The sequence below is a fragment of the Chryseobacterium sp. B21-037 genome (assembly GCF_028570785.1).
GTDB lineage: Bacteria > Bacteroidota > Bacteroidia > Flavobacteriales > Weeksellaceae > Chryseobacterium > Chryseobacterium proteolyticum.
In genome coordinates this window covers 1,186,032-1,210,810 of sequence record NZ_JALGCB010000001.1, presented here as the reverse complement: position 1 = coordinate 1,210,810, position 24,779 = coordinate 1,186,032, and the positions used below count along the sequence as shown (strand labels likewise).

Sequence of the window (24,779 nt, the reverse complement as noted above, 5' to 3'; positions counted from 1 at the left end):
TATTTATAACGTTGATTAAAAAAAATGGTGTTGACTTATTTTTATTTGGACATAGGTTATATATCTCGTAATCAATACGTTAAGTTTTATTTTTTTGCATTTTTTATTTGGTACTTAATTAAAAATTCATAAATTTGACAACGCAATTGTTATTTAGAATAATTAAAAACAAATATAATAATTTAATCCTAACACAAAATTTTTTTTAATGAATTCTCTAAAAATTCTTGAAGAAAGCAGTTTGACTATGGAAAGAGTACTTCCTGTAGCCATTCAGATTACAGATAGCGAGCGCAGGATGATCAAAGACGCGGTAGATCATCTCGAAAGAAAATATGGAACTTTTGAAAACAGAGAGTTTGTCATGCAGGTTCATCAACTGGCCTCTTATTTTTTACCGGAAAGATTATTAAAGGTTCTGGCGTCATTTGCCAGCGATTTTTCCAGAGAGCAGTATGGTGCATTGATTTTCCAGGGCCTTTTTGACATTGACCAGGAAAAAATAGGAACGACTCCACCCAACTGGCAATCGGCGGATTACTCAAAATTCAATCAATACGGATTTGCCTGTGCTTTGTTGCATGGTGCTCTTCCATCGAAACCGGTACAGTATTATTCACAGCGTAAGGGAGGCGGGCTGATCCATGCGATCATTCCGGATGAAAAAATGCGGGATACTCAGACGGGATCAGGATCAGCTACAGATCTGTATGTCCATACGGAAGATGCTTTTCTTAAACATCAGGCAGACTTTTTAAGCTTTATGTATATCCGTAATGAAGAACAGGTACCTTCTACCCTTTACTCTATCCGTTCCCATGAATCTATTCATGAAGATTACAAACCTTTATTTGATCCGATCTTTAAAATTCCTAAGGATGCGAATCTAAAAACCGAGGCAGAGGAAATCGATACTTTAGATGCTATTTTATACGGAAATAAGGAACTGCCGTTTATGAGATTTGATGCCGCAGAGCAATTGTTTAATCCGGATATTAAGCAAACAGATATTGCCCATCATGCGCTCAGCAAATTCTGGCAGGAAGCAAAACATCTGATTTATTCAGATTTTACTCCTCAGGCAGGAGACGTTATCGTCGTTAATAATCATTTATGTGCCCACGGAAGATCCGCTTTCCGCGCGGGAATAAAAAATATTAATGGTGTTGAACATACCTGTGAAAGAAGGATCATGCTTCGTATGATGAGTAAAGTAAGTCTTATAGATATGAGAGGACATACCCTCAAAGAAGATCCATTCTTTGTAATAGAAGAACATTTGGGTAAAAACTTCAAAGACTTCTAATCATTTAAAGATTTAAATTTTACTATAAAATCCTTTCTGAGCATTTGTGCAGAAAGGATTTTTATGATGTATTACAATTTGGAAAATATAAGCTTAAATTGCCATCTTGCTTTTCTCATTTTCTAATTTCTCAATAAGACTTTCCAGTTCATCCCTATTTAATTCTGTTTGTATTTTACTGTTCATGATCTCTTTTAAAGCCAGAATATATGCTGTTTTTAAAGCATTTTCCGCTGTGGTTTTTATATCCGGGGAAACACCTGTGTGTTCCCAGTTTCCATGGGTTATTGTGGCTGTAATTTTTCCGACTGGAATAACGGTGAGGTATTGATCTGCAATAATAAATTCGTCTACAGGATTTGCCGCCCCTCCGGTATTTTCTCCAATGATTTTGGCGAGTTTATAGTTTTTAAGAAAGTAGGCTAATCCTTCCGCAGCAGAAAAAGAAGACCTGCTCGTAAGGATATAGACATTTTTATCAAGGTATTTTTTTCCTAAAACTTTTGTTCGGGTAGTATTTTGAACCGTTTTTTCTTTGTCTCTGAAATAGGTAGAATACAGATTGGTTTTTTCTTTGAAAAAATAACTGCAAAATAAGATAAGCATTCCGTTATCACCTCCTCTGTTTTCACGAAGATCAATAATCAAAGAGTTGGTATTCGCAACAAAATCCATTACTGATGCAAGTGTTTTTGCACTTGAACGGGATTCTGCAAACCCTTTGAAATTAATATAACCAATGTTCCCTTCCAATCTTTTTACATTTTCGAATCCGAAATTTTCAAGGCTATTAAGGAAATTATTTTCAGCGGCGGTTTCCTTTGCATTTTTCTTGTTTTCAGATGTTAGACCGTCCTTGTATTTAATAAAAAAATGCTGATCACCGGACACAGTCCTCAATTTTTCAGTAAGCTTCTGAGCCAGTTCTTTTCCGGTCAGTGTATCCCAGTCTTCCGGTTGAAATTCCGTTTCAAGCTTTTTATAAAGATCTTTATCTGTATAGTGCTCTTTGACCTTTTCCAGAATATCTTTCACAACAGGGTTGTTTGTTTTCTGGCAGCCAAATGATAAAGAATATAATAATGATATGAGGACAAGTGTTTTCTTCATGAGATATAATTTAAGTTCATGACAAAAGTACGGGGCAGGAAAAATTGAGAATTGTAAAAAAGGAAACAGATTAAATAAATAACCAGATATTATTTTGTTCTGTATTAACTTTTTTGAAGAATGTTTTTGGAGTTATTTGAGTAAGTTCCTTAAAATCTTTGATAAAATGAGACTGGTCGTAAAAAAGATTTTCATAGGATAATTCCGTAAGATTTTTCACCTGTTTGTTTCGCAGCAGGGAATTTCGAAACCGGTTTATTTTACGATATTCGGAGGCTGGTTTTGCTACAAACCGTTTGGTAATTTTATTAACGTATTGTCTTGTAATGCCATTCTTTTCCGCAATGTCCAGGATACTGATATCATTCTCAAGGTCTTTGATGATATTTTCGGCTCCAGTCAGATGCTTATCAATGAATTTAGAGAGCAGGTAATCTTCCAGGGCTTTTATTTGTATTTCCTTCCCGTGTTCATTCAGTATCTTATCCATAGCCTCACGAAAGTCCGAAGATAAAATTTTATCTTTTAGAATTAAGCAGTTGTCAGCATTAAAAAAATGATAGATCCCCAAAGGTTTAAAGTAGATGGTAATTTCATTAATGGGTTTCTCATAAAAGATTTCCGTAGATCCTGTGCATCGGGAGACCAAATCAATCACTATATTTTTTATGGGAGAATGATAAATTTCCATACTGCCTTCATCCGATCTGATCTCGGCATCCTGACAGGCTGAAACAATGAAAAAATTGTTTGGAAATGTCAGATATCTGATAGACGAAGCAGATTCATCTTTATCCATAAAATAATATCCCTGGATATATTTTTTAAGAACAGGATTTCTTGGTTGGTAAAAATGGATATCCATAATCTGACAATAAATAAGGGTATAAAATTACAAATACAAAAGAAAAACCTGAAGAAAATCTCTTCAGGTTTTTCTATATAACGTAATTTAATTGTCTTCTGAATATTATATCAGTTAAATGCTGCATCCATCGGGGTCACAGGCATTTTCTCCATTAGAAAGATCTGTGAATGGAGAAACCGTTTCTTTATACGTTTGCTGGAGTGCATTTTCAAAAACTTCAACAGGTTGAGCGCCCGAAACAGCATACTTTCCATTTAAAACAAAAAATGGAACGCCGGTAATTCCATTATTTCTGGCTTGTTGGATGTCTTCATTGACTTCTGATGTCAATTCCTCTGAAGTTACTGCATGCTTTGCCTCCTCTTTATCAATACCCAGTGATTCTGCAATTTCTGCCAATGTATCAACATCCCCCACGTCTTTGCCATCAATAAAATGGGCGATGAACAGAGCTTCCTCCATTTCATTGGACTTGTTGTATTTTTTAGATAACTGCAACAATTTATGTGCAGGAAACGTATTGGTTATAAGCGCAGTTTCAAAATTGAAATCAATACCAGCCCCTTTTCCCATTTGAGTAACCTGGCTGATCATTTGCGTAGCCTGGGTCTCAGGAAAGCCTTTTTTCTCTCTGAAGTAGGTAAGTGTATTCTTTGTTTCACCTGTATTTAAGGTAGGATCCAGCTGGAAGCTCTTCCACTCTACTTCTACCTGATCTTTGAATGGCAATTTTTGAAGAGCCTGTTCAAAATTATTTTTTCCTATATAACAAAACGGACACATAACGTCCGACCATATTTCTATTTTCATTGTAATTCTTGTTGTAATGTTCTGCAAAGTTACCATTTAATTTTAATGTAACAAAATTTATTACATTTAACTTGGATCTACTTCGTTTTACGAATAGAAACGCGGATTACAATGTTTTACTTACTTTCCTGCTAAAGATCAAATGAGCGATTAAAGCTAAGAGACCAAAGCTTGCTCCAACGAAGCACACCCCTTCCCACTGTGCGTAATGCCATGCAACCGATGCCAGCCATGTTCCTAATGATCCACCGATAAAGTAGCAGACCATATAAACCGTATTCAGGCGGTTGACCGCATTGGTTCTGATCAGAAAATAACTGGTTTGATTCATAATATGACTGGATTGTACTCCGAGATCAACCAGGATGACTCCTACAATCAAACCCCAATACGTGTATCCTGCAAAATAGGTAAAAGCCCAGCTGCCTAAAACGATTAGTAGTGAGTAGAATATGATCCTGTTGATATTCATGAACTTTTGGAATGCCCCGACTTTGGCTGCGGCTAAAGCACCTACTGCCCCTGCCAGGCCAAAACTCCCTACCACAGATGAACCGGCATTAAATGGAGGTTTCTCCATATGAAAAACCAAAGTGGTGAATAAAGCACACATAGAGCCAAAAGCCATTGCGCCCCGGAAAGAGGCCAGTTGTAAAACAGGCTGTGTTCTTGCGAGATGAAATACAGAACGCATCAGATCTTTGTATGTCCCCTTAAAATTTGGTGAGAGCTCAGGAAGCATTTTATACACTGCAAACCAAACGAGTATCATCAAGCCTGCCGCAATACCGAAAACGGCCCTCCAACCCAGAATTTCTCCCAGGATTCCCCCTACAAACCTGGATAAGAGAATACCCAAAAGTAATCCGGACATTACCAATCCTATATTGGAAGACTTCTTTTCATCAGATGAAAGTTCTGCTGCGATAGGAACAAAAAGCTGCGGAATAACAGAGGTCATTCCGATCAGTAAGCTCGCCGCATACAGCATCCATAGTTGAGTAGCAAAGGTCATCCATAAAAGTGATCCGAAAACCAAAAGAAGATCAATCAAAATCAGTTTTTTACGGAAAAATTTATCACCCAACGGAACAATAAGAAGCAATCCCAGTGCATATCCTATCTGGGTCAGTACGGATATTTTGCTGGCAGCACTTTCTGAAATATGTACATCATTTGAAATGAGTGCCAATAGTGGCTGATTATAATAGTTGTTGGCAACTACCAACCCTGAAATAATAGCCATCAGCCATATCACAGTTCTGGAAATGCCCTGAGAAGAACTCGCCTGCATACTAACGTTTTAAATTCAAAATTAATTATAGAATAATGAGATAAGTATCTTTCCTGATTTCCGGAATCAAATCGAGGATTTAAATTCCGGTCAGAAAGAAAAAGAAACCTTTTAATTACCTGCAAAGATAATTTAATTACATTAAAATTATTCGTTATAAATCCAATTGTTTTTGAAATTCTTCGAAGTATTTTGCCAGATGAAGACCGTCTGCCAGACCATGATGAGCTTCTATGGAAACCGGTAAATATTTCCTTCCGTTACGGATGCTGTATTTTCCAAATGTAATTTTCGGAATAGATTCCGTCTTATCAAAATTCGTAGGATGCAGCAGTGCACTGAAAGAATTCCAGGGAATAGTAGAATGTCTTATTAAAGCTTTGGTGACGCTATCAGTACTTAATCTTAATCCTGTGGAGCTTTGTACAGCCTGAATTTCTTTTTGTAATTCTTTATTGAAAACTTCAAAGCTTTCTGAAAAAGGAATGTAAGAAAAACCAAAAGTTCCGTCTGCCCTGGCGATTGTACTTCCCGCATCGATGACATCGAAAATGACCACCTGGTCATCAACAATTCTCATTTTCAGTTCTTCAACAGAATTCACGGCAACCATCGATTTATGAAGGTAATAGGCAAAAAAAGAATGACCGTTAGTTTTTACAGTATCATAAGCTTTTGTACAATCCACTTCTGCTGTAAAACCAAAATAAGGACTTGCCATTTTTGAAAAAAAATTAAAATGTTCTTTTCTGTTCCACTTTTCAACATCAATGATCTTCATTTTTATACTGCTTATTTTTTCTGCAAATTTCTGTAAGTTTTCTCATTATAAAAAATGTAAGGGTAATAAAATTGATTTTGGAATGCGTAATTTTGATACGTTGATTGTTGTTTGGATAGAAAAACACATTGTAAGGCTTAAGAAATAAGAAGTAAATTATGAATCCCGGATTTTAAATCAATGGTTACAGGATATGAAATCTGAGGCAGTTATGAATAACCATCCATAATTATCATTGCTCATCTAATCTCTAAGCTGTATTTCCCAACTTTCAATTCATTATTAATACTTTTTACATTTTACAAAAAATAAAAATATGGAAGACGCAAAAATTGGATTCATCGGATTAGGAAATATGGGGCATCCCATGGCTAAAAATTTAGAAAAAGCAGGATTTCCTTTGTCTGTCTATAACAGAACCACCGAAAAAGCAAATGATTTTAAGGAGAAGTCAACCGTATATACCAAAGTTACTGAGCTGGTAAAAAACAATGATGTTATTTTTACAATGCTGACCAATGATACAGCAGTGCGCCAGGTATATGAAGAAATTCTTTCAGAGGATATTCATGGAAAACTTTTCGTAGATATGAGTACCATTTCTCCACAAGCGACCAATGATATTTCCTCTGCAGTTAAGATAAAGGAAGCCGGTTTTATCGATGCACCTGTAGCAGGAAGTACCAAACCTGCAGCTGATGGAACATTGATCATCATGGCAGGAGGTGATGAAAAGGATCTTGATCGTGCTGAACCTTATTTACAAAAGCTGGGAAAGATCAGACATTTAGGAGAGAACGGAAAAGGAATCGCTGCTAAGCTTTCGGTGAATTATTTTCTGTCTACGCTCTATCAGGGCCTTGCGGAAACGGTCTTATTTTCAGATAAATTGGGAATCGACAGGAAGGACATGCTTGATATAATTAATGAAAGTGCAAGTGGAAGTGGTGCCACAAAAGTAAAAACACCACTACTGATCAATGATGATTATGCACCGGCATTTGCCCTGGATCTGATGTTAAAAGATATCCTTTTAGCCCATAATGCAGGAGCTGATTATCCTTTATCAAAAACGCTTATTGAAACCTATCAATCTGCCCATGATGAAGGATTTGGAAAAGATGATGTTATCGGGATCATCAATTATCTTAAGAAATAATAAGTGTAAATTGAAATATGATGAGTACGAGTACTGCTATTTTAAAAGGAAATAACTGGACTGCTAAAAAAGTAAATTCCACTTATATTGTGAGTGTGAAAAACCATTCAGGTATTGTGGAAGCGTTGACCGATTTTGTAATAAATCAAGACATCAAATCGGGAGAAATAACAGGAATTGGTGCTGTAAGTGAAGCGACGCTTCGTTATTTTGTACCCTCAACAAAGAAATATGTGGATAAAACGTTCAATGAACAAATGGAAGTCTCTAATATTTCCGGGAATGTTTCTGAGCTCAACGGCCAGCCACTACTCCATTTGCATATCACGTTAGGCAGACAGGATTATACAGCTCTGGCAGGACATCTTTTGGATGCAAAAATTTGCGGTGCCGGAGAATTTATTTTTTATCCGCTGGATACCAGAATAGTAAAGGTCAAAGATGAGGAAGTGGGAATTAACTTTTATGACATTGAAAACTAAGGAAATACCTTAATTTTTGTTTGTATATTATATTCAGCTACAACAATCATATATCCGGCTACTTTAATTGATAGATACATTCGCAACTTTGTATGTATAAATAAAACATATGAAAACAGTATTGATTACAGGAGCAAACAAAGGAATAGGTTTTGAAACTACCCGGCAATTAGCAAAACTTGGATATCATGTTTACCTTGGATGTCGCAGTCGGTCTCATGGAACTGAGGCAGTAGAAAAATTAAATGCTGAGGGATTTAATAATGTGGATCTGCTGGAAATTGATGTAACGGATTTGAGGTCGATACAATCCGCAAGAAAAGAACTGGAGAGTAGCATAGACCATCTCGATGTCTTAATTAATAATGCAGGTATTGCAGGTAAGCAGCCACAAAATATTTCTTCCTGTGAAATGGAAAACCTGAGAGGAATATTTGAAACCAATTTCTTTGGAGCTGTACAGACTACACAGGAATTGGTGAACCTGCTGAAAAAATCAGACGAGCCCAGAATTGTGAATGTTTCCAGTCAGCTGGCTTCCCTGGAAATCCAGAACAGTTCACAGAATCCTAATCATAGGATATATGATGCTTACAGCGCTTCTAAAACTGCATTAAATGCTTTTACAGTATTACTGGCAAGGGAATTCGATGGTACAAATTTTAAAATAAACAGTGTTGAGCCGGGTTATACAGCAACCGACCTGAATAATTTTATGGGGACGCAAAGCCCAAAGCAGGCTGCAGAAATTATCGTAAAATATGCTACTTTGGACAAAGAAGGACCTACAGGAAGTTTCTTCAGAAAAGATGGTAAGGTTGCATGGTAAAGAATAAACCACGAATGTGAAATTTTGTATTCGTGGTATTATAATTCACATTTTTAAATATGGAACAAAGAAAGACCATAAGGATAAAAACGATCACGGAGTACCATAAGCTAAGAGGGCTGCCACCACCAGAGCATCCCTTAATCAGCGTGATCGATTACAGTACAATGAAACGTCCTTCTGATATCGGTGAAGTCAACTGGATCCTTGATTTTTACCATATTTCAGTTAAACGGGGAATGAACGGCAAGCTAAAGTACGGACAACAGGAATGTGATTTTGATGAAGGTATTATGTTTTTCATTTCTTCCAACCAGGTGTTCAGGATAGCAGCAGAAACTACCTCAGAAAATAAACAGTCGGGATGGATGTTGCTTATCCATTCTGATTTTTTGTGGAATACATCACTGGCAAAAAAGATCAGGCAATATGGATTTTTTGATTATTCCTTAACTGAATCCCTGTTCCTTTCAAATAAGGAAGAAATCATACTTGACCAGATCATTGGGAATATCAGACAGGAGAGCCATTTGAATCTTGATAAATTCAGCCAGAACATCATTGTTTCGCATCTTGAAACATTGATGAACTACTCCGAAAGATTCTATGAACGGCAGTTTATGACACGAAAGGCGGTCAATCATAAGATCCTGGCCCGACTTGAAGAATTACTGGAAGCCTATTTTAATGATCATGATCTCGCATCAAAAGGATTGCCCACGGTGCAGTTTATTTCCGGCGAGCTTAACCTCTCCTATAATTATTTAAGCGCACTATTAAAAACACTTACCGGACAAACTACCCAGCAGCATATTCATGAGAAATTAATTGAAAAAGCTAAAGAAAAGCTCTCAACAACTGATTTATCGGTGAGCGAAATTGCCTATGAATTGGGATTCGAGCATCCGCAATCATTCAGCAAGCTGTTTAAAAATAAAACGGATATGTCTCCGTTGGCATTCAGGCAATCTTTTAATTAGAATAAAAAGTTCTTCCACGATTTGATTACATTTTTAGTTGATCGGGTTATCTTAAATTTTGATTTCCTTATGATCTTTGTATCATCAATTAAGATCAAAAAAATAAAAAAATGGAAACAAAAAAAGTATGGTTTGTTACAGGCGCTTCAAAAGGTTTGGGGCTTAGTCTTGTAAGAAAATTATTAAGTGAAGGATACCGCGTTGTAGCGACAAGCCGGAATGCCGAATCTTTGGTTAAAGAAATAGGTGATGCCTCTGATGCATTTTTACCATTGGAAGTTAATTTACAAGATGATTCCAGCGTAAAAGAGGCTGTGGAAAAAAGCATTGCACATTTCGGACAATTGGATGTTATTGTCAATAATGCAGGATATGGCCAGATAGGTACTCTGGAAGAATTATCGGACGAAGAAGCCAGAGAAAATTTTGATGTGAACGTATTTGGCTCCTTAAATGTGATCAGAAATGTTATGCCTTATTTACGGAATCAGGGTTCCGGAAATATATTTAACATTGCTTCTGTAGGAGGTTTATTTGGAAGTTTTCCGGGTTGGGGAATTTATTGTTCTACTAAATTTGCTGTTGCAGGATTCACTGAAGCCCTTGCTGAAGAAGCTAAAGCTTTCGGCGTAAAAGCTACAGTGGTTTATCCGGGCTATTTCCGCACAGATTTTCTTGCTAAAGGTTCTGTAAGGACACCTAAAAATACCATTAAAGCATACGAAGCAGCCCGTGAATCTGAGCAATTACACCTTGATACAATTAATGGAAACCAGGCCAACGATCCGGAGAAGGCTGCTGAAGTGCTTATTGCCATAAGTAAGGAGGCTCAGCCACCAGTGCATTTATTGCTGGGAAATGATGCTTATGATATACTTAAAAATAAAATAAATATGATTAACCAAGATGCGGAACAGTGGAAAAATTACACATTGTCTACCGCATACACAGAACTTTCATAATAAAAATGAATAAGACCATCGAAAAAACAAAAGAATACATCGGAATGTGGGTAACAGAGGATGGGTACGTCCGTCATGAATTGCTGCCGGACAACCGGTATTACGAAGCACGTGGCTCAAGAGAAAGTGCTTATCAGGGAAGTTATATCGTTTCAGGTAATCATATTGATTATAAAGATGACACCGGATTTACAGCTGACGGAGAGTTTAAAGAAGGGATATTATATCATGGAGGTATGATTTTGTACAAAGAAAATTGATTCACTAATTTAGCATCATAGTATAAGATATGGAAAAGACATTTCGCTTTAATTCGATTTCCGAGTTTCATCATTTTTGTAATCTTGAAGGACCTGAACATCCGCTGATCAGTCTGATTGATTATAGCAGGGTTTCTTACCCTGTGAAGGATGATGAAATGAAATGGATTCAGAATTTTTATTCTATTGGTTTAAAGCGGAATGTTAATGCTAAATTTAACTACGGACAGCAGGAGTATGATTTTGATTCCGGGGTTTTATCATTTGTTTCTCCTTTACAGTTTTTAAAGGTGGAGATCAATCAGAATGCTAAAGTGGAACCTACAGGCTGGATACTTCTGATCCATCCCGATTTTCTGTGGAATACGTCACTTGCCAAAAAGATCAAATCTTATGATTTTTTCCAATATGCAGTGAATGAAGCTTTATTTCTTTCAGACAAAGAGGAAAAAGCTATTGTAGAAATTCTGCTGAATATAGAAAAAGAATACCGGTCTAATATCGATAAATTTACCCAGGACCTGATCATCGCACAGATAGAACTGCTTCTCATATATTCCGAACGTTTTTATGAAAGACAGTTCCTGACCAGGAAAAAATCCAATCATGAAGTCATAGAACGTTTTGAACAAACAATTTCTAAATTCTTTGATCATGAAAGGATCATTAGTAATGGTTTACCCACAGTGAAAGCTATTGCTGAAGAAATGAATATTTCTCCTAATTATCTGGGAAGTCTGTTGCGTATTCACACTCAGCAAAGCACGCAGAACCATATTCAGAACAGGCTCATCGACTATGCAAAGGAACGGCTAAGCACAACCAGTCTGTCCGTTAGCGAAATTGCCTATGAATTGGGTTTTGAGCATCCGCAATCTTTCAGTAAACTTTTTAAACAGAAGACGGCCCAATCCCCATTGGAATTCAGAAAGTTTTTTTCATAAAAGATTGTTTCTATGTTTACCTTTTACTTGTTAAGTTCTTGTAAAAAAGAAAGATAAACATTCATCCTGGCATGAAATAAGTTATCTGTAATCAATAAAGTTAAAAACAGAATAATACACCCTGCTGAAAAACCTTTTATATACATACTGCTTGCCAAAAGGTAGATTATAATGGAAACCAGCAGCAATGAACCCCAGATTGTTTTAAAAACGACATAACTTTTACTGTTGGCTTTTCCTTTGGAATGCTCTTTACTAATAATTCTCTTTTGATTTTCTAAATATTGCTGTTCTATTTTGCGAACCTCTTTGTCTTTTGTGATCAATAAATAGCTGCCATACCCTAAAAGCATGATGGCCAGTAAAATTAATGGAATAATGAGACCCTTATAAAAGATTTTATTGATTTTAAAACAATAGCAGATGAGCGGTATACAAAAAATAAAGGCCCAGGCCAACATGATTTTAGCCTGAAGCAGATCCCCTTTTGCCCAATGATGAAGTTGCTGAATATAATTCATCATAATACATCAGGATACTGACTGTGGTGAAATTTCAGAAGTAGTAAGACCATATTTTTCTTTAAATGAATAATAGAAATGGGACAGGTTTTCAAATCCAAGATCCAGATAGATGTCAGCCGGTTTTTTATTTTTATGTTTGATAAGATAATACGCTTCCTGTAACCTTTTTTCCTTAATCCATTTTTTAGGAGGCATATTGAATGTCTTCTGAAAATCACGCTTGAAGCCTGAAAGGCTGCGTCCTGTCAGCTTTGCAAAGGCATCTATAGAAAGATTAAAGATAAAATTCTTATTCATAAATTCCTTCAGGTCCGTTTTATGGGGATCGGAAAAATCAAAAAGCAGATTTTTAAAATCAGGATTGCTCTGTAAAATAAGCTCAATAGCTTCTTTCACTTTTAAGGAAGCAAGATTGGAGCTAATTGTTTTTGTTTTATCAATGTAAGGAGTAAGCGAAATAAAATAATTCGAAAAGAATGCATCCGATTCAAAGAATATTTTCTTGTTATTATGAAATACATCGTCGGTTACTACTTTATTTTCAGCGGCATATTGCCGTAAAGTTTCTTTATCCAGTGTTATAGAAATAAATTGGTATTTTGCACTTTTGGCAGGATACTTTATGGTCCTGATCAGCTGGTTTTTTCTCACCAGAACCACTGTATTTTCCTTTATAACGGTTTTCCCCTGATCATGGAAAGCATGGGTTTCACCAGACAGCTGAAAACCAAGGAAATGATCAGGAATAAATTCCTCATGTCCCCTGTGTTTTTCAAATGCACAGGAATACACCAGTTGATTAAATAATATTTCAGATTGTGGAGCCATTATACAAATATGCAAAATTTAAAAAATAGAAGAGGCTCCTTCAAGTGCTATTTCTCTATCCTGCTCCACAGTACCTCCTGAAGACGCGATAGCACCTATTATATCCCCTTTTTCATTCCTGATGATTACGCCGCCGGCAATCGTAAGGAGACCGCCGTTTGAATTCAGCATGCCATATCCGTGAATGTCTGCGCCAGCAATGATGGTTCCCATTACCTCCGTGTCTACTCCGAACATAACGGCCGTTCTTGCTTTTTTTATGGCGAAATCTATTACTCCGTATACACTGTCTAAGCGGGCAAAAGAAACCAGATGTCCTCCGGTATCTACAACGGCAATGCTTACGGGAATACCAAGTGTTTCTGCTTTTTTAATTGATTCGTTTAATGCTTTTGTTGCTTCGTGATAAGTAATATTCATGTCGTTTAAATTTAAATGGGAGAATGAATGCATGAACAATAATATTCATGCATTCTATAAGTAACTGTGTTTTTAGCTCTTTGCGCTCCAGGCTTCAGTTTGTAATTGTTTTACAAAATCCTCGGTTTCCTTTGGATGCAAATTTCTGAAGTTGCTATGGTCATCCAACGTAACATTTACAATAACATCTGCCATGGATTGAGGATCCAGTTGATGGGCTAATGATTCTTCAGCTCCTGCAAAAGCAGATTCCGGAGTGAAGTTTTCTTTAGGATCATACCAATGTCTTATGGAATCCACTCCCCTGTCATTAAAACCGGTTCCGAATACTCCCGGATTGCATGTCGCAATTTTGATGTTAAAAGGAGCCAGTTCTGTCTTTAAGCCCTCAGCTATAGCTTCCAGAGCATGTTTTGATGCGCAGTATGCTGCCACGTACGGAACCGTCCACAAACCTCCCATAGAAGAGGTAAATACTATTTTTCCGCTTTTCTTTTGAACGAATTTTTTAATGAATCCCTGAGCGAGTTCCAAAGCCCCGAATACATTCACCTCAAACATTGAACGGATAAGATCCAAAGGCTGTTCAGCAATAGGTCCGCCTTCCATAATACCGGCGTTGCTTATTAAAATATCAATATCATATTTTTTTAAGATATAAGCGATATCTCTTGAATTGGTAACATCCAGTTTATCAACAGTCATTTCTACCCCTTGCTCTTTGGCTTCACGGATCATGTCGCTCATCTGGGGGTATACCTGTGTTGTAGCAATTACATGGTGTCCTTTTCTTGCTAAATCGAAAGCTGCTATTTTTCCAAATCCGCTTGCTGCTCCTGTAATTAAAATCGTCTTACTCATTTTGTACTTTTTATGGGTTAGTCATAAGGCAAATTTCAGATTTATACAGTCTTTGTTTATTGGTGAAAAGTCCAATGTTTTATTGCTGGGAAGTTCACACTGAAAAATGATTATTTTTCATGATTTAATGATAATTGGTCAGCTTTTTGAATGATAAATTAAACCAAATCGCTATAAAAGCATTATATCTTTTATCGATAACAAAATATACCTCATTTGAAACTAATTACATTCACAAAAAAAGGAATATACTGCCCTCAGGGTCAGTTTTACATAGATCCGTGGCGTCCTGTAGATCTTGCGGTTATAACGCATGGCCATGCTGATCATGCCCGTTGGGGAATGAAGAAGTATTTTTGCCATGATTTTACAAAACCTATTTTATACCAGAGAATTGGTCCCGATATCGAATGTCAGAGTGTAGGATATGGAGAAGTTACCACGATCAATGGAGTAAAAGTTTCCCTTCATCCTGCCGGACATATTATAGGCTCTGCCCAGGTCCGGTTAGAATATAAAGGATATGTAAGTGTGATTTCCGGAGATTATAAGGTTCAGGATGATGGATTAAGTACACCCTTTGAATTGGTAAAGTGTAATGAATTTGTTACTGAGAGTACCTTCGGACTTCCCATCTATAATTGGCTGGATATTGAAGATCTTAATAAAAAGCTTCAGAACTGGGTGTTGAGAAATAAGGAAAATTCCAAGACTTCAGTTTTTGTAGGATATTCTCTTGGAAAAGCTCAGCGTATCATGAAAGCTGTAGAAGGTCTGGGGAAAATACATGTCCACTACTCTATCGGAAAGCTTAACGAAGCATTTGAAAGTGCCGGAATCGTCCTGCCTGAGTATGAAATCCCGGATTTCAGAGAAAGCATAAAACACCTGCAGGGTGAAATTGTCATTGTTCCGCCTGCTTTACTGGATACCAATATGATCCGCAAAATACCGGATGCCGCTACGGCAATTTGCTCCGGCTGGATGCAGGTTCGGGGGGCCAGAAGATGGCGGAGTGCTGATGCAGGGTTTGCAATGAGTGACCATGCGGATTGGGGTGGATTGTTACAAGCTGTAAAAGCTACCGAAGCTGAAATAGTATATGTAACCCATGGCCAGACTGAAGTTTTTTCAAAATACTTAAATGAAATAGGAATTAAGGCGGATGTGGTTGCCACCCAATTTGGCGACGATGAAGAAGAGGCTGAAAAAGAAATCATTGAAAACCCCGAATCATGAGACATTTTGCAGAACTGATCAACGCTTTGGAAAGCACCAATAAAACCAATGCCAAAATTGATGCGATCATTGATTATCTTGAGCGTGCTCCTGATGAAGATAAAGTTTGGTTTATTGCCTTATTTACAGGCAAAAGACCCAAAAGGAATGTCAATACAAATTATATGAAAGAATGGGCTTTGGAGATTACAAAGCTGCCTTTCTGGCTTTTTCAGGAAAGCTACTCTTCTGTCGGAGATCTTGGAGAAACACTTTCTCTGATTCTTCCGCAACCTACCGAAAAAATAGAACGAAGTCTTTCACAGTGGATGAATGATATTGTGAACTTAAAAGAAAAGACAGAGGCTGAGAAAAAAGAGTTTGTCTTAGAATCGTGGAATGGGCTGGATTATACAGAACGATTAATATTCAATAAATTACTGGGCGGAAGCTTCAGGATCGGCGTATCGGATAAAACACTGATTAATGCGCTTACAAAGTATTCCGGACAGGAAGCCAGTGCACTAATGCACAGTATGATGGGGAAATGGAATCCCGGTGAAGTTTCTTTTCAGGAACTGATCTCCGCCGAAAAAGTAAATACAGATAATTCACGTCCTTATCCATTTTGTCTTGCCTATCCTTTGGAGAAAGAGCTTTCGGAATTGGGAGATCCGGATGAATGGCTCGTCGAATACAAGTGGGATGGAATCCGCGGGCAGATCATCAGGAGAAATGATGAAGTATTCATCTGGTCCCGGGGTGAAGAGTTGGTAACAGAACAGTTTCCTGAAATTGCAGAGTCTGTAAAGGCCATGCAGGGGAATTTTGTCATAGATGGAGAAATACTTGCGGTAAGGGATGATAAAGTTTTAAACTTTAATGAATTACAGAAAAGGTTAAACCGTAAAAATGTCACCAAAAAAATGCTTACTGATGTTCCTATCGAAGTATTTGCCTATGATCTTATTGAGCTTGAAGGAAATGATCTGCGCGAAAAACCTATATCAGCCAGAAGAGCAATGCTCGAAGAATTATTCCTGAATGAAAATCCCGAAAAATTAAAGCTGTCAGCAATCGTTGATTTTGAAAAATGGGAGGAACTGGATCAGATCAGGGAAAGCTCCAGGGATATTAATAGTGAGGGTTTAATGCTTAAACAAAAGAACTCTCCGTATCATTCAGGACGGAAAAAAGGAGATTGGTGGAAATGGAAGATCAATCCCATGACCATTGACGCAGTGCTGATCTATGCTCAAAAAGGAAGTGGCCGACGAAGTGCTTACTATACCGACTACAGTTTTGCAGTTAAAAATGGAGATTCACTGGTAACAATTGCTAAGGCTTATTCAGGATTGACGGATAAGGAGATCATGGAAGTAAGCAGGTTTGTTAATAAGAATGCGATTGAAAAATTCGGTCCTGTCCGGACTGTAAAGGCGGAACTTGTTTTTGAAATTGCTTTTGAAGGAATAGGTTTCAGCAGCAGGCATAAAAGCGGGGTGGCTCTACGTTTTCCGAGAATCGTAAGATGGCGGAAAGACAAAACAGTCGATGAAATTGATGATCTTGAAGAAATAAAAAAACTGATACAATAGTTTGAGTGCTTTTGAACATACCAACGGATTTAAGGTTATCCAGCAATGGATGGCTGAAAAAGGTAATACCCCATTTAAATTCCAAACGGATACCTGGTGGAAATTTGGAAACGGATACAGCGGAATGGTTATTGCGCCTACGGGATTTGGTAAGACCTATTCCGTGTTTTTGGCGTTAATTACAGATTTTCTTAATCATCCTGAGAAATTTAAAAAAGGACTTAAAATGATCTGGATCACTCCTCTCCGATCCCTTTCCAAAGATATTGCTAAAGCCATGGAAGAAGCTATCAATGAAATCGGGTTGGATTGGACAGTAGGTGTCAGAAATGGTGACACTGATCCTAAAACCAGACAGCAGCAGGTAAAAAATATGCCTGAAATCCTTGTCGTAACACCGGAAAGTTTACATCTGCTTCTGGGACAGAAAAATCATGTTAGATTCTTCCAGAATCTTCACTGTATTGCTGTAGATGAATGGCATGAGCTGCTGGGATCCAAAAGAGGTGTGATGGTGGAACTGGGAATTTCGCAGGTCAGAAAATATGCTCCAACACTAAAGATCTGGGGAATTACCGCAACAATAGGCAATCTTGAAGAAGCAATGGATGTTCTGATACCGTATGATGTAAAAAAAGTGAAGATCACGGCTAAACAACATAAAAAGATCGATATCATTCCTGTGTTTCCGGATGAAGTTGAAATTTTACCGTGGGCTGGACATCTCGGGGCTAAACTGGCAGATAAAATTGTTCCCATCATTCTGGAATCCAAATCTACCATTGTTTTTACGAATACCCGAAGCCAGAGTGAAATGTGGTATCAGCTGCTTTTAAATGCATATCCTGATTTTGCCGGGCAAATTGCCATTCACCATAGTTCCATAGATGCTCATTTAAGGATCTGGATTGAAGAAAACTTAAGTAACGGCAAATTAAAGGCTGTTGTTTCTACTTCATCTTTAGATTTAGGTATCGACTTTAAACCTGTTGATACAGTGATCCAGATAGGATCAGCAAAAGGAGTCGCAAGATTTCTGCAACGGGCAGGAAGAAGCGGACACTCCCCTTTTGAAACTTCAAAAATATATTGTGTTCCTACCCATTCCCTGGAGCTGATCGAGGTGGCAGCATTGAAGGAAGCCGTCAAACAGAAAGTTATAGAGCCCAGGGAACCTCAGGTTTTGTGTTTTGACGTATTGGTTCAGTTCCTGATGACTTTAGCTATAGGTGATGGTTTCTACCCTGACGAAACCTATCAGGGAATTAAAAACATTTATACTTTCCAGGAAATAAGGGATGAAGAATGGCAGGCTATAATAGATTTTCTTACCATTGGCGGCAGTGCTCTGAAAAGTTATGAGGAGTTTCATAAGGTAGTTATTATGGAAGATGGTTTGTTTAAAGTTACTTCCCGCAAAATAGCTATGCTGCACAGAATGAACATGGGAGCGATTGTAAGTGATGCCATGCTGAAAGTGAAATTTATTTCCGGAGGCTATATCGGAATGGTTGAGGAATATTTTATTTCAAAGCTTAAAAAAGAAGAGAAGTTCATTTTGGCTGGAAGAGTTCTTGAGGTAGCAATGGTGAAGGATATGACCGTTTATGTACGGTTGGCAAAGGGAAAAGCTCTGGCTCCGAGCTATCTTGGAGGAAGGTTACCTTTAAGTTCAAATCTAGGGCATTTCTTAAGGGAAAAACTTTCCGGTGCATTGAATCCTTCATCTTCGGAAAAAGAGCTGAAATTTTTACATCCATTATTGGTTAATCAGGAAAAAAGGTCCCATATACCGAGAGAAGATGAGTTTCTGGTAGAACTTATTAAAAACAGAGAAGGTTACCATTTGTTTATGTACCCTTTCGAGGGACGTTTAGTGCACGAAGTAATGGCAGCCCTGATCGCTTTCAGGATTTCAAAACTGGCTCCCATTTCATTTTCAATGGCCATGAACGATTACGGATTTGAATTGTTCAGTGATAAGGAGATTCCGATACATGAAGATAATCTGCAAAAGATCCTGACCCGGGATAATCTTATGGTTGATGTAATATCGAGTATTAATTCGGCTGAAATGGCCCGGCGAAAATTCAGGGATATTGCTGTGATCTCCGGAATGGTGATTCAGAATTTTCCCGGACAACAAAGATCGAACAAAGCTTTGCAAAGCTCAGCAGGCCTTATTTTTAAAGTATTGGAAGACTATGATCCCAATCACTTCCTTGTTCGTCAGGCCTATACGGAAGTCTTCAACATGCAGCTTCAGGAGCAAAGGCTCGTGGAAGCTTTTAAGAGAATAGAAAAATCAAAGATTGTTTTAAAATATTCCAATACTTTTACCCCTTTAAGCTTTCCTATTAAAGTTGACAGTCTTCGTCAGACGCTTTCAAGTGAAGGGTTAGATACGAGGATACAAAAGCTGATACAACAGGCGACTAAGGGAAGAAAATAGAAAAAGAGAGTAAATAGAGCAAAGAAAAAAGAGAAAAGAGAAAAGACCGGAATACTCAATAATCTTTAACTTTGCCTCTAACCTCTAACCTCTAACCTCTAACCTCTAACAAATAAATGAACATCGCCACAAAAAACGTAACCATTCAATCTGAAATCTTCACCTTAACCAATCAGCGCGCTGTATTTTGGAAAAAAGAGAAAGCACTGATTTTATCCGATCTTCACATCGGGAAAACAGCCCATTTCAGAAAAAATGGAATTGCTTTGGCGAACCATGTAATGAAAAGTGATCTGGAGCGTCTTTCTGTGCTGATTGCTTATTTTCAGCCTGAAAAATTTATTATGGTAGGCGATCTGCTTCATGCCGGAAATAATTCTGATGTGGATGAATTCTGTGCATGGAAAAATCAATACCCGGATCTGAAATTCTATCTTGTGGAAGGAAATCATGACCGGATTTCCAAAGTGCTGGATGAAAAATTATGTCTTGATTTTAAAGCCGATGTGCTTGAATTAGGAGATATCCTGTTTATTCATGATTTCGACAATTCGAATCCGAAGTTCCAGATTACAGGGCATATCCATCCGGGATTTGTCATCAGCTCTCCGGTTAAAAATATCCGTCTTCCATGCTTTGTAAAAACGTCCGGACAGTTGCTTCTTCCGGCTTACAGTGAATTTACCGGTTTAGACACAAAGAATCTTCCTAAAGGAGGAAAATTCTTTGTTTTTACCGATGCCGAGATCTATGAAATTTAAAATTGTTTATTCAATGTTTTCTTCATCATAAGATCTGTCTGTTCTTCATTGCCTAAACGGAAAATATGTTTGTCAAATTCCTCAAAACCGTTTTTTTTTATAAAAACTAACAGCCCTATGGTTTTCTTCCCATACGCCAAGCCAGATATAAGCCTTATTTAGCTCTTGGGCAGTGTTTAATGCTTTTTCATAAAGAAGCTGACCCACTTTTTTACCGTGATGGCTGCTCTTTACGTAGATTCTTTCAATTTCAAGTGACGAATGGTCCTGTAACTCAGTCTGTGCAGTTCCAGAATTCAGTTTCAGATATCCGATCGGGTTATCTTCTTCCCAGGCAATAAAAAAATAAGATTCGGGATTATTCAATTCATCAGTCAGTTTTTCTTTATTAAAACTTTTTTCAAGATAAAGATCCATCTCTTCTTTGGAATTGCTTGCTGCAAAGGTTTCCGAAAAAGTTTCTTTTCCAAGGATCTGAAGGACATCCAGGTCTTCCGGAAATGCTTTATTGAGTATTATCGAGCTCATATTTACTGTTGCTTATTACTAATTGTAAAATTACAAATAGATTATAAAAAGGGATGGATACAGAGTTGATAAAAATTGACATTTTTGATAATAACATTGGTTTTACCGATAGTTTGTATTGAAAATAAAGTTTTCAATATTTACAAATATTCAGGAAATTTGCAACATGAAAATCATTCCACTAAAAGAAGGTAATTTTGTAGCCAGCCCAACCAAAGACTTCAGTCTTTTAACCACGGGGAAAATTGATCTTGCCCAAGGAATAAAAATGGCTGTACAACCTTTTCTGATCATTACTAAAAACGATTATATTCTGCTTGATACCGGATTGGGCTGGAAAAATCAAACAGGAAAAATGGTTATTTTAGACATTCTGGAGAAAGAAAATATCAGCCGTCATCAGATTACCAAAGTCCTGCTCTCCCATTTACATAAAGATCATATCGAAGGAGCGATCCTGCACCTTGAAACCGGCTTTGAGGCTACTTTCCCCAATGCTGACCTATATATTCAGAAGCGTGAATTGGAATATGCACGTGAAAATACAGGAAATCCATCGTTTGATTTCGATACCCTGGATAAGCTTGTTCAATTACCAAACATCGTCTGGATGAATGATGATAAAGGCAGCATTACCAATGAAATTTCTTACGAAGTGGTTGGAGGGCATACTCCTTTTATGCAGGTTTTCTGGATCACTGAGGACGGGCAAACTGCCTTTTATGGTGCTGACGATTTGCCACAGGAAGCCTATCTGCACTATCATCTCGCTTATAAAAGCGATTTTGATGGCAGAAAAGCTATGGAATTACGACAAGACTGGCAAAAGCAAGCCGAAGAAAAACATTGGAATATATTACTGTATCACGATCTTGATAAAACGGCTATACAGTTCTAAATCCTCCTATAAATCATTAAACCACTTGTAAATGTCTGTTTCAGAGGGAATGAACAGCTTTTTTCTGATTCTGTTTTTTCTGTTCTGGATGGCTTTTGGCGTTACAAAAGTATAGGTTGCAATCTCTTTTGTTGATAAATTCAGTTTTAGATAAACACAAAAAATCAATTCCGAATTTTTTAAATCGGGTTGTATAAGGGATATTTTTTCAAAGAAATTGGGATAAACTAATCTGAATTTATTCAATAGACGTGGAGAATTTTCTTTGGCTAATGCTATAATTTCGTCTTGAGCAAAAAATTTTTCGTTTAAATCTTCTAAATTAAATCCAGGTTTTTCGTTTTTCATAATATTTTTCTCATCTCTACTAGTTTCTGCAACGTTATCATTTTATTACACTGCTACAGAGTTTAATACGCTTTCTCACTATTATTTTTAATACATTTAGAATCTTCTGATTGTTATTGAAAACAATAGGAACACCATTAATTTTTTAGACTGAACTATTTTTTACAATTCCTTCATACCTTTAAAAATAAAGTTTGCTTTAACAAAGACAAAGAAAGAAAAAATGATTAAATTTTTGTTAAATTAAAATACCACATAGATACCACGCGAGTCTCTCCATAGTGCCAGTCAGATTTATTTTTAGTGTTTTTTCCAGATTCCGCATTTTTTAAGTGAGAATTCAAATGTACACCGCTTCACTCATTACTTTTTATGATCATGATCAATGTTTTTCTATTTTGTTATAGCAGCATGTTTCCACATACCGACAAATAAAATACGTGGTACTGATGTGGTACGTGATTTTTAGGAAATTACCGAAAATTAGTCTCTCTTTACTAAACAAAGGTAGCGGCTACCTTACCAGCATATTTAATTTTTAACCTTATAAGCTGATATTACCATGATAAATGAAGATCTATTGCTTTCCTATGGAGCAGAAGTTAAAAATTATAAATCAGGCGACACGATATTCCGGGAAGGAGAACTTGCACTACATTACTACCAAATTATTAAAGGAAAAATAAAACTCAATAATTATACGGAAGACGGAAAAGAATTCATTCAGAATATTTTTTCGGATGGGAATAGCTTTGGAGAATCCATTTTGTTTGTCGATAAACCCTATCCCATGAACGCGGAATCCCTCACCCCCTCCACAGTCCTCAAACTCTCTAAATCGGATTTTTTAATTTTAATGAAAGAAAATCCTGAAGTTTCCAACAATATTTACCAGTGTATGGCAGAACGGATGTATTACAAATATGTTATGTTGTATAATCTTTCCGTTCAAAATCCCGCTTCCAAATTAAAACTCTTAATGGATTATCTTAAAAGCTATGACGAAAATAAGACACCGTATTCTTTTCAAATCCCTTTAACCAGGCAACAATTGGCTTCTTTAACAGGGCTTCGTGTAGAAACTGTAATTCGTGTTATAAAAAATATGGAAAAAGAAAATGAATTAAAAATTGTGAACCGAAAAATTTTCTATTAATTTTAAGCAAAACTAACTATCATGAATTCACAAATTGTTACCGGCAATCTATGGACCGCTCACAGAATTGAAGATTACTACATTGTAAAGCTTCAGGACAAAGCAGATGTTCTGGATGCTTTAAATGATTTTGTCTCGTATGAAAGGATCAAATCAGGAAATTTTTCGGGTGTAGGAATCGTCAAAGAGATGACCCTTCGCTTTTTAGAGCCTATTGTAAAGAAGTATTTATATACCCATTTAAATAATCCCATAGAAATTCAGAATATTTCAGGAGCTGTTTCAGATCACGAAGGAAAAATATCCGTTTCCTTGAATGCTACCCTCGAATGGAGAAATGAAACCACATTGTCGGGTCAGCTGATTGATGCTAAAGTACACGGTTGTACGGAATTCCTGTTTTATTCTGCAGATGACCGGATAATCACCGATGAGTTTCTGGACCTCTGCCATACCAGCTTCTGGAGTTTTAATTAATTGTATTATCCAAAAATACTTCAGATCCTTATTGAATAGGGATCTGATTGTGCTTTCGGAATCCATTGCCAGCCTTTTTCGGTTTTCCCAATATATCCTATCCCCGGCCACGGAAGATGGCAGGTGGTCACTAAAGTATTGTTGACAGAACAACTTTCTAAAATCCGCTTTCTGGTAGCAACTCCTTCTTCAAAATTAACATCCCATTGGGTGCCCCAATCCGGATGAGCAATGAGCAAAGAAGAATGAACCACATCTACGAGGTGTGTGATAGATTGGTCACCGGAAAATATATGCAATATAATATGCCCAGGTGTATGGCCGGGTGCCAGTTCTGTTTTGATGCATGAGAATAATACATCGCCGGGCTCAAAAATAGTAAGCTCATTTTTAATCGCTCCAAGGATATCGGTCTGTATTTTTCCTGTTGGATAAACAGTCATTTTGCTTTTGGAGAAATCTTTTGCTTCGCTGTTCCAGAAGTTATATTCCGGAGCCGGTATGTGATATTTTGCATTAGGATATCTTCTTCCGCCATCTTCAAAAAGGATTCCTCCGATATGGTCCCTGTGTGCGTGCGTGATCAGGATGTCCGTAACGTCTTCCGGTGAGAACCCTGCTTCCGATAAGCTATTTTGAAGCCAGCCAGCGTTTACGGGATCATGATACCCTTCGCCGGTATCCACAAGGATATGACGGTCTCCACTCTTGATAAAAAGGGTGGTAATAGGCATCTCGTATTCAGATCCGGGTAAGTGTAAAGATTTTAAAGCATCCTGTACATTCTCTTCTTCAATTTCAGGAGCTAAAATAGGTTGTGGATTACCTATTCCAAAATATCCGTCCGATACAATATAAACATCCATTTCCCCCATTGGAATATGGATCGATGCGCTATTTTTTGATTTCATTCGCTTTCTGAATT

26 protein-coding genes and 1 pseudogene are annotated in these 24,779 nt (G+C 37.2%); 15 read left to right on the top strand and 12 right to left on the bottom strand.

Going from position 1 to position 24,779, the window contains the following annotated elements; genetic code table 11:
* Window positions 1-208: 208 nt before the first annotated feature.
* On the top strand, window positions 209-1,306 hold the full coding sequence (locus MTQ00_RS05250; RefSeq protein ID WP_273647995.1) for a taurine catabolism dioxygenase TauD: 1,098 nt from the start codon (window positions 209-211) through the stop codon (window positions 1,304-1,306).
* A gap of 93 nt (window positions 1,307-1,399) precedes the next feature.
* On the opposite strand, the gene MTQ00_RS05245 is transcribed toward MTQ00_RS05250, so the two are convergent.
* The 5 genes from MTQ00_RS05245 to MTQ00_RS05225 all read right to left on the bottom strand — a co-directional run bounded on the left by MTQ00_RS05245 (window position 1,400) and on the right by MTQ00_RS05225 (window position 6,169).
* A complete protein-coding gene (locus tag MTQ00_RS05245; protein WP_273647994.1) occupies window positions 1,400-2,416 on the bottom strand; it encodes a S41 family peptidase in 1,017 nt (338 codons plus the stop codon).
* A gap of 70 nt (window positions 2,417-2,486) precedes the next feature.
* The gene (locus MTQ00_RS05240; RefSeq protein WP_273647993.1) at window positions 2,487-3,281 is read right to left on the bottom strand and encodes a helix-turn-helix domain-containing protein; all 795 of its coding nucleotides are present in this window, start codon (window positions 3,279-3,281) and stop codon (window positions 2,487-2,489) included.
* 114 nt (window positions 3,282-3,395) lie between these two features.
* The gene (locus MTQ00_RS05235) at window positions 3,396-4,094 is read right to left on the bottom strand and encodes a DsbA family oxidoreductase (protein ID WP_273647992.1); all 699 of its coding nucleotides are present in this window, start codon (window positions 4,092-4,094) and stop codon (window positions 3,396-3,398) included.
* A gap of 106 nt (window positions 4,095-4,200) precedes the next feature.
* The gene (locus MTQ00_RS05230) at window positions 4,201-5,388 is read right to left on the bottom strand and encodes an MFS transporter (protein ID WP_273647991.1); all 1,188 of its coding nucleotides are present in this window, start codon (window positions 5,386-5,388) and stop codon (window positions 4,201-4,203) included.
* A 154-nt stretch (window positions 5,389-5,542) separates the two neighbouring features.
* A complete protein-coding gene (locus MTQ00_RS05225; RefSeq protein ID WP_273647990.1) occupies window positions 5,543-6,169 on the bottom strand; it encodes a chloramphenicol acetyltransferase in 627 nt (208 codons plus the stop codon).
* Window positions 6,170-6,485: 316 nt separating this feature from the next.
* On the opposite strand from MTQ00_RS05225, the gene MTQ00_RS05220 reads away from it, so the two are divergent.
* From MTQ00_RS05220 to MTQ00_RS05190, 7 genes are all read left to right on the top strand, one after another.
* Window positions 6,486-7,328: an NAD(P)-dependent oxidoreductase gene (locus MTQ00_RS05220; protein WP_273647989.1), complete on the top strand. Its 843-nt coding sequence runs from the start codon at window positions 6,486-6,488 to the stop codon at window positions 7,326-7,328.
* Between the two features lie 17 nt (window positions 7,329-7,345).
* Complete coding sequence (locus MTQ00_RS05215) at window positions 7,346-7,810, top strand: PPC domain-containing DNA-binding protein (RefSeq protein WP_273647988.1); 465 nt, start codon at window positions 7,346-7,348, stop codon at window positions 7,808-7,810.
* A 109-nt stretch (window positions 7,811-7,919) separates the two neighbouring features.
* Window positions 7,920-8,639, top strand: a complete 720-nt coding sequence (locus MTQ00_RS05210) for an SDR family oxidoreductase (RefSeq protein ID WP_273647987.1) — start codon at window positions 7,920-7,922, stop codon at window positions 8,637-8,639.
* 59 nt (window positions 8,640-8,698) lie between these two features.
* Window positions 8,699-9,619, top strand: coding sequence for a helix-turn-helix domain-containing protein (locus tag MTQ00_RS05205; RefSeq protein WP_273647986.1), 921 nt, complete (start codon window positions 8,699-8,701; stop codon window positions 9,617-9,619).
* 110 nt (window positions 9,620-9,729) lie between these two features.
* A complete protein-coding gene (locus tag MTQ00_RS05200; RefSeq protein WP_172282811.1) occupies window positions 9,730-10,581 on the top strand; it encodes an SDR family NAD(P)-dependent oxidoreductase in 852 nt (283 codons plus the stop codon).
* A 5-nt stretch (window positions 10,582-10,586) separates the two neighbouring features.
* Complete coding sequence (locus MTQ00_RS05195) at window positions 10,587-10,841, top strand: Atu4866 domain-containing protein (RefSeq protein WP_273647985.1); 255 nt, start codon at window positions 10,587-10,589, stop codon at window positions 10,839-10,841.
* Between the two features lie 29 nt (window positions 10,842-10,870).
* Window positions 10,871-11,785, top strand: coding sequence for a helix-turn-helix domain-containing protein (locus MTQ00_RS05190; RefSeq protein WP_172282815.1), 915 nt, complete (start codon window positions 10,871-10,873; stop codon window positions 11,783-11,785).
* 23 nt (window positions 11,786-11,808) lie between these two features.
* Here the strand turns inward: MTQ00_RS05190 and MTQ00_RS05185 are convergent, their stop codons facing one another.
* From MTQ00_RS05185 to MTQ00_RS05170, 4 genes are all read right to left on the bottom strand, one after another.
* Window positions 11,809-12,309 carry a hypothetical protein gene (locus MTQ00_RS05185; RefSeq protein WP_273647984.1) on the bottom strand — a complete coding sequence of 167 codons (501 nt, stop codon included), beginning with the start codon at window positions 12,307-12,309 and terminating at the stop codon, window positions 11,809-11,811.
* Window positions 12,310-12,315: 6 nt separating this feature from the next.
* Complete coding sequence (locus MTQ00_RS05180) at window positions 12,316-13,137, bottom strand: helix-turn-helix domain-containing protein (protein WP_273647983.1); 822 nt, start codon at window positions 13,135-13,137, stop codon at window positions 12,316-12,318.
* Between the two features lie 18 nt (window positions 13,138-13,155).
* Window positions 13,156-13,557, bottom strand: coding sequence for a GlcG/HbpS family heme-binding protein (locus MTQ00_RS05175; protein ID WP_273647982.1), 402 nt, complete (start codon window positions 13,555-13,557; stop codon window positions 13,156-13,158).
* Between the two features lie 72 nt (window positions 13,558-13,629).
* Window positions 13,630-14,418, bottom strand: a complete 789-nt coding sequence (locus MTQ00_RS05170) for an SDR family oxidoreductase (RefSeq protein ID WP_273647981.1) — start codon at window positions 14,416-14,418, stop codon at window positions 13,630-13,632.
* Between the two features lie 216 nt (window positions 14,419-14,634).
* On the opposite strand from MTQ00_RS05170, the gene MTQ00_RS05165 reads away from it, so the two are divergent.
* The 4 genes from MTQ00_RS05165 to pdeM all read left to right on the top strand — a co-directional run bounded on the left by MTQ00_RS05165 (window position 14,635) and on the right by pdeM (window position 20,447).
* Window positions 14,635-15,657, top strand: a complete 1,023-nt coding sequence (locus tag MTQ00_RS05165; protein ID WP_273647980.1) for a ligase-associated DNA damage response exonuclease — start codon at window positions 14,635-14,637, stop codon at window positions 15,655-15,657.
* A complete protein-coding gene (locus tag MTQ00_RS05160; RefSeq protein WP_273647979.1) occupies window positions 15,654-17,234 on the top strand; it encodes an ATP-dependent DNA ligase in 1,581 nt (526 codons plus the stop codon). Before MTQ00_RS05165 ends, MTQ00_RS05160 begins: the two co-directional genes overlap by 4 nt.
* Window positions 17,235-17,283: 49 nt before the next feature.
* Window positions 17,284-19,686 carry a ligase-associated DNA damage response DEXH box helicase gene (locus MTQ00_RS05155; protein ID WP_442868073.1) on the top strand — a complete coding sequence of 801 codons (2,403 nt, stop codon included), beginning with the start codon at window positions 17,284-17,286 and terminating at the stop codon, window positions 19,684-19,686.
* Between the two features lie 116 nt (window positions 19,687-19,802).
* Complete coding sequence (gene pdeM, locus MTQ00_RS05150) at window positions 19,803-20,447, top strand: ligase-associated DNA damage response endonuclease PdeM (RefSeq protein ID WP_172282827.1); 645 nt, start codon at window positions 19,803-19,805, stop codon at window positions 20,445-20,447.
* Here the strand turns inward: pdeM and MTQ00_RS05145 are convergent.
* Window positions 20,444-20,975: pseudogene (locus MTQ00_RS05145) on the bottom strand (GNAT family N-acetyltransferase). The gene pdeM and the pseudogene MTQ00_RS05145 overlap by 4 nt on opposite strands.
* A 166-nt stretch (window positions 20,976-21,141) precedes the next feature.
* Between MTQ00_RS05145 and MTQ00_RS05140 the strand changes: the two are divergent.
* Entirely contained in the window at window positions 21,142-21,873 is a 732-nt protein-coding gene (locus MTQ00_RS05140) for an MBL fold metallo-hydrolase (protein ID WP_273647977.1), read from the top strand.
* A 6-nt stretch (window positions 21,874-21,879) separates the two neighbouring features.
* On the opposite strand, the gene MTQ00_RS05135 is transcribed toward MTQ00_RS05140, so the two are convergent.
* Window positions 21,880-22,221 (bottom strand): helix-turn-helix transcriptional regulator, encoded by a 342-nt coding sequence (locus tag MTQ00_RS05135; RefSeq protein WP_172282833.1) that lies wholly within the window; start codon window positions 22,219-22,221, stop codon window positions 21,880-21,882.
* Window positions 22,222-22,783: 562 nt separating this feature from the next.
* Here MTQ00_RS05135 and MTQ00_RS05130 point away from each other — a divergent pair.
* Window positions 22,784-23,377, top strand: a complete 594-nt coding sequence (locus MTQ00_RS05130) for a Crp/Fnr family transcriptional regulator (RefSeq protein WP_273647976.1) — start codon at window positions 22,784-22,786, stop codon at window positions 23,375-23,377.
* A gap of 21 nt (window positions 23,378-23,398) precedes the next feature.
* Window positions 23,399-23,854: a PCC domain-containing protein gene (locus tag MTQ00_RS05125; RefSeq protein WP_172282837.1), complete on the top strand. Its 456-nt coding sequence runs from the start codon at window positions 23,399-23,401 to the stop codon at window positions 23,852-23,854.
* A gap of 20 nt (window positions 23,855-23,874) precedes the next feature.
* On the opposite strand, the gene MTQ00_RS05120 is transcribed toward MTQ00_RS05125, so the two are convergent.
* Entirely contained in the window at window positions 23,875-24,765 is an 891-nt protein-coding gene (locus tag MTQ00_RS05120) for an MBL fold metallo-hydrolase (RefSeq protein WP_273647975.1), read from the bottom strand.
* Window positions 24,766-24,779: the final 14 nt, after the last annotated feature.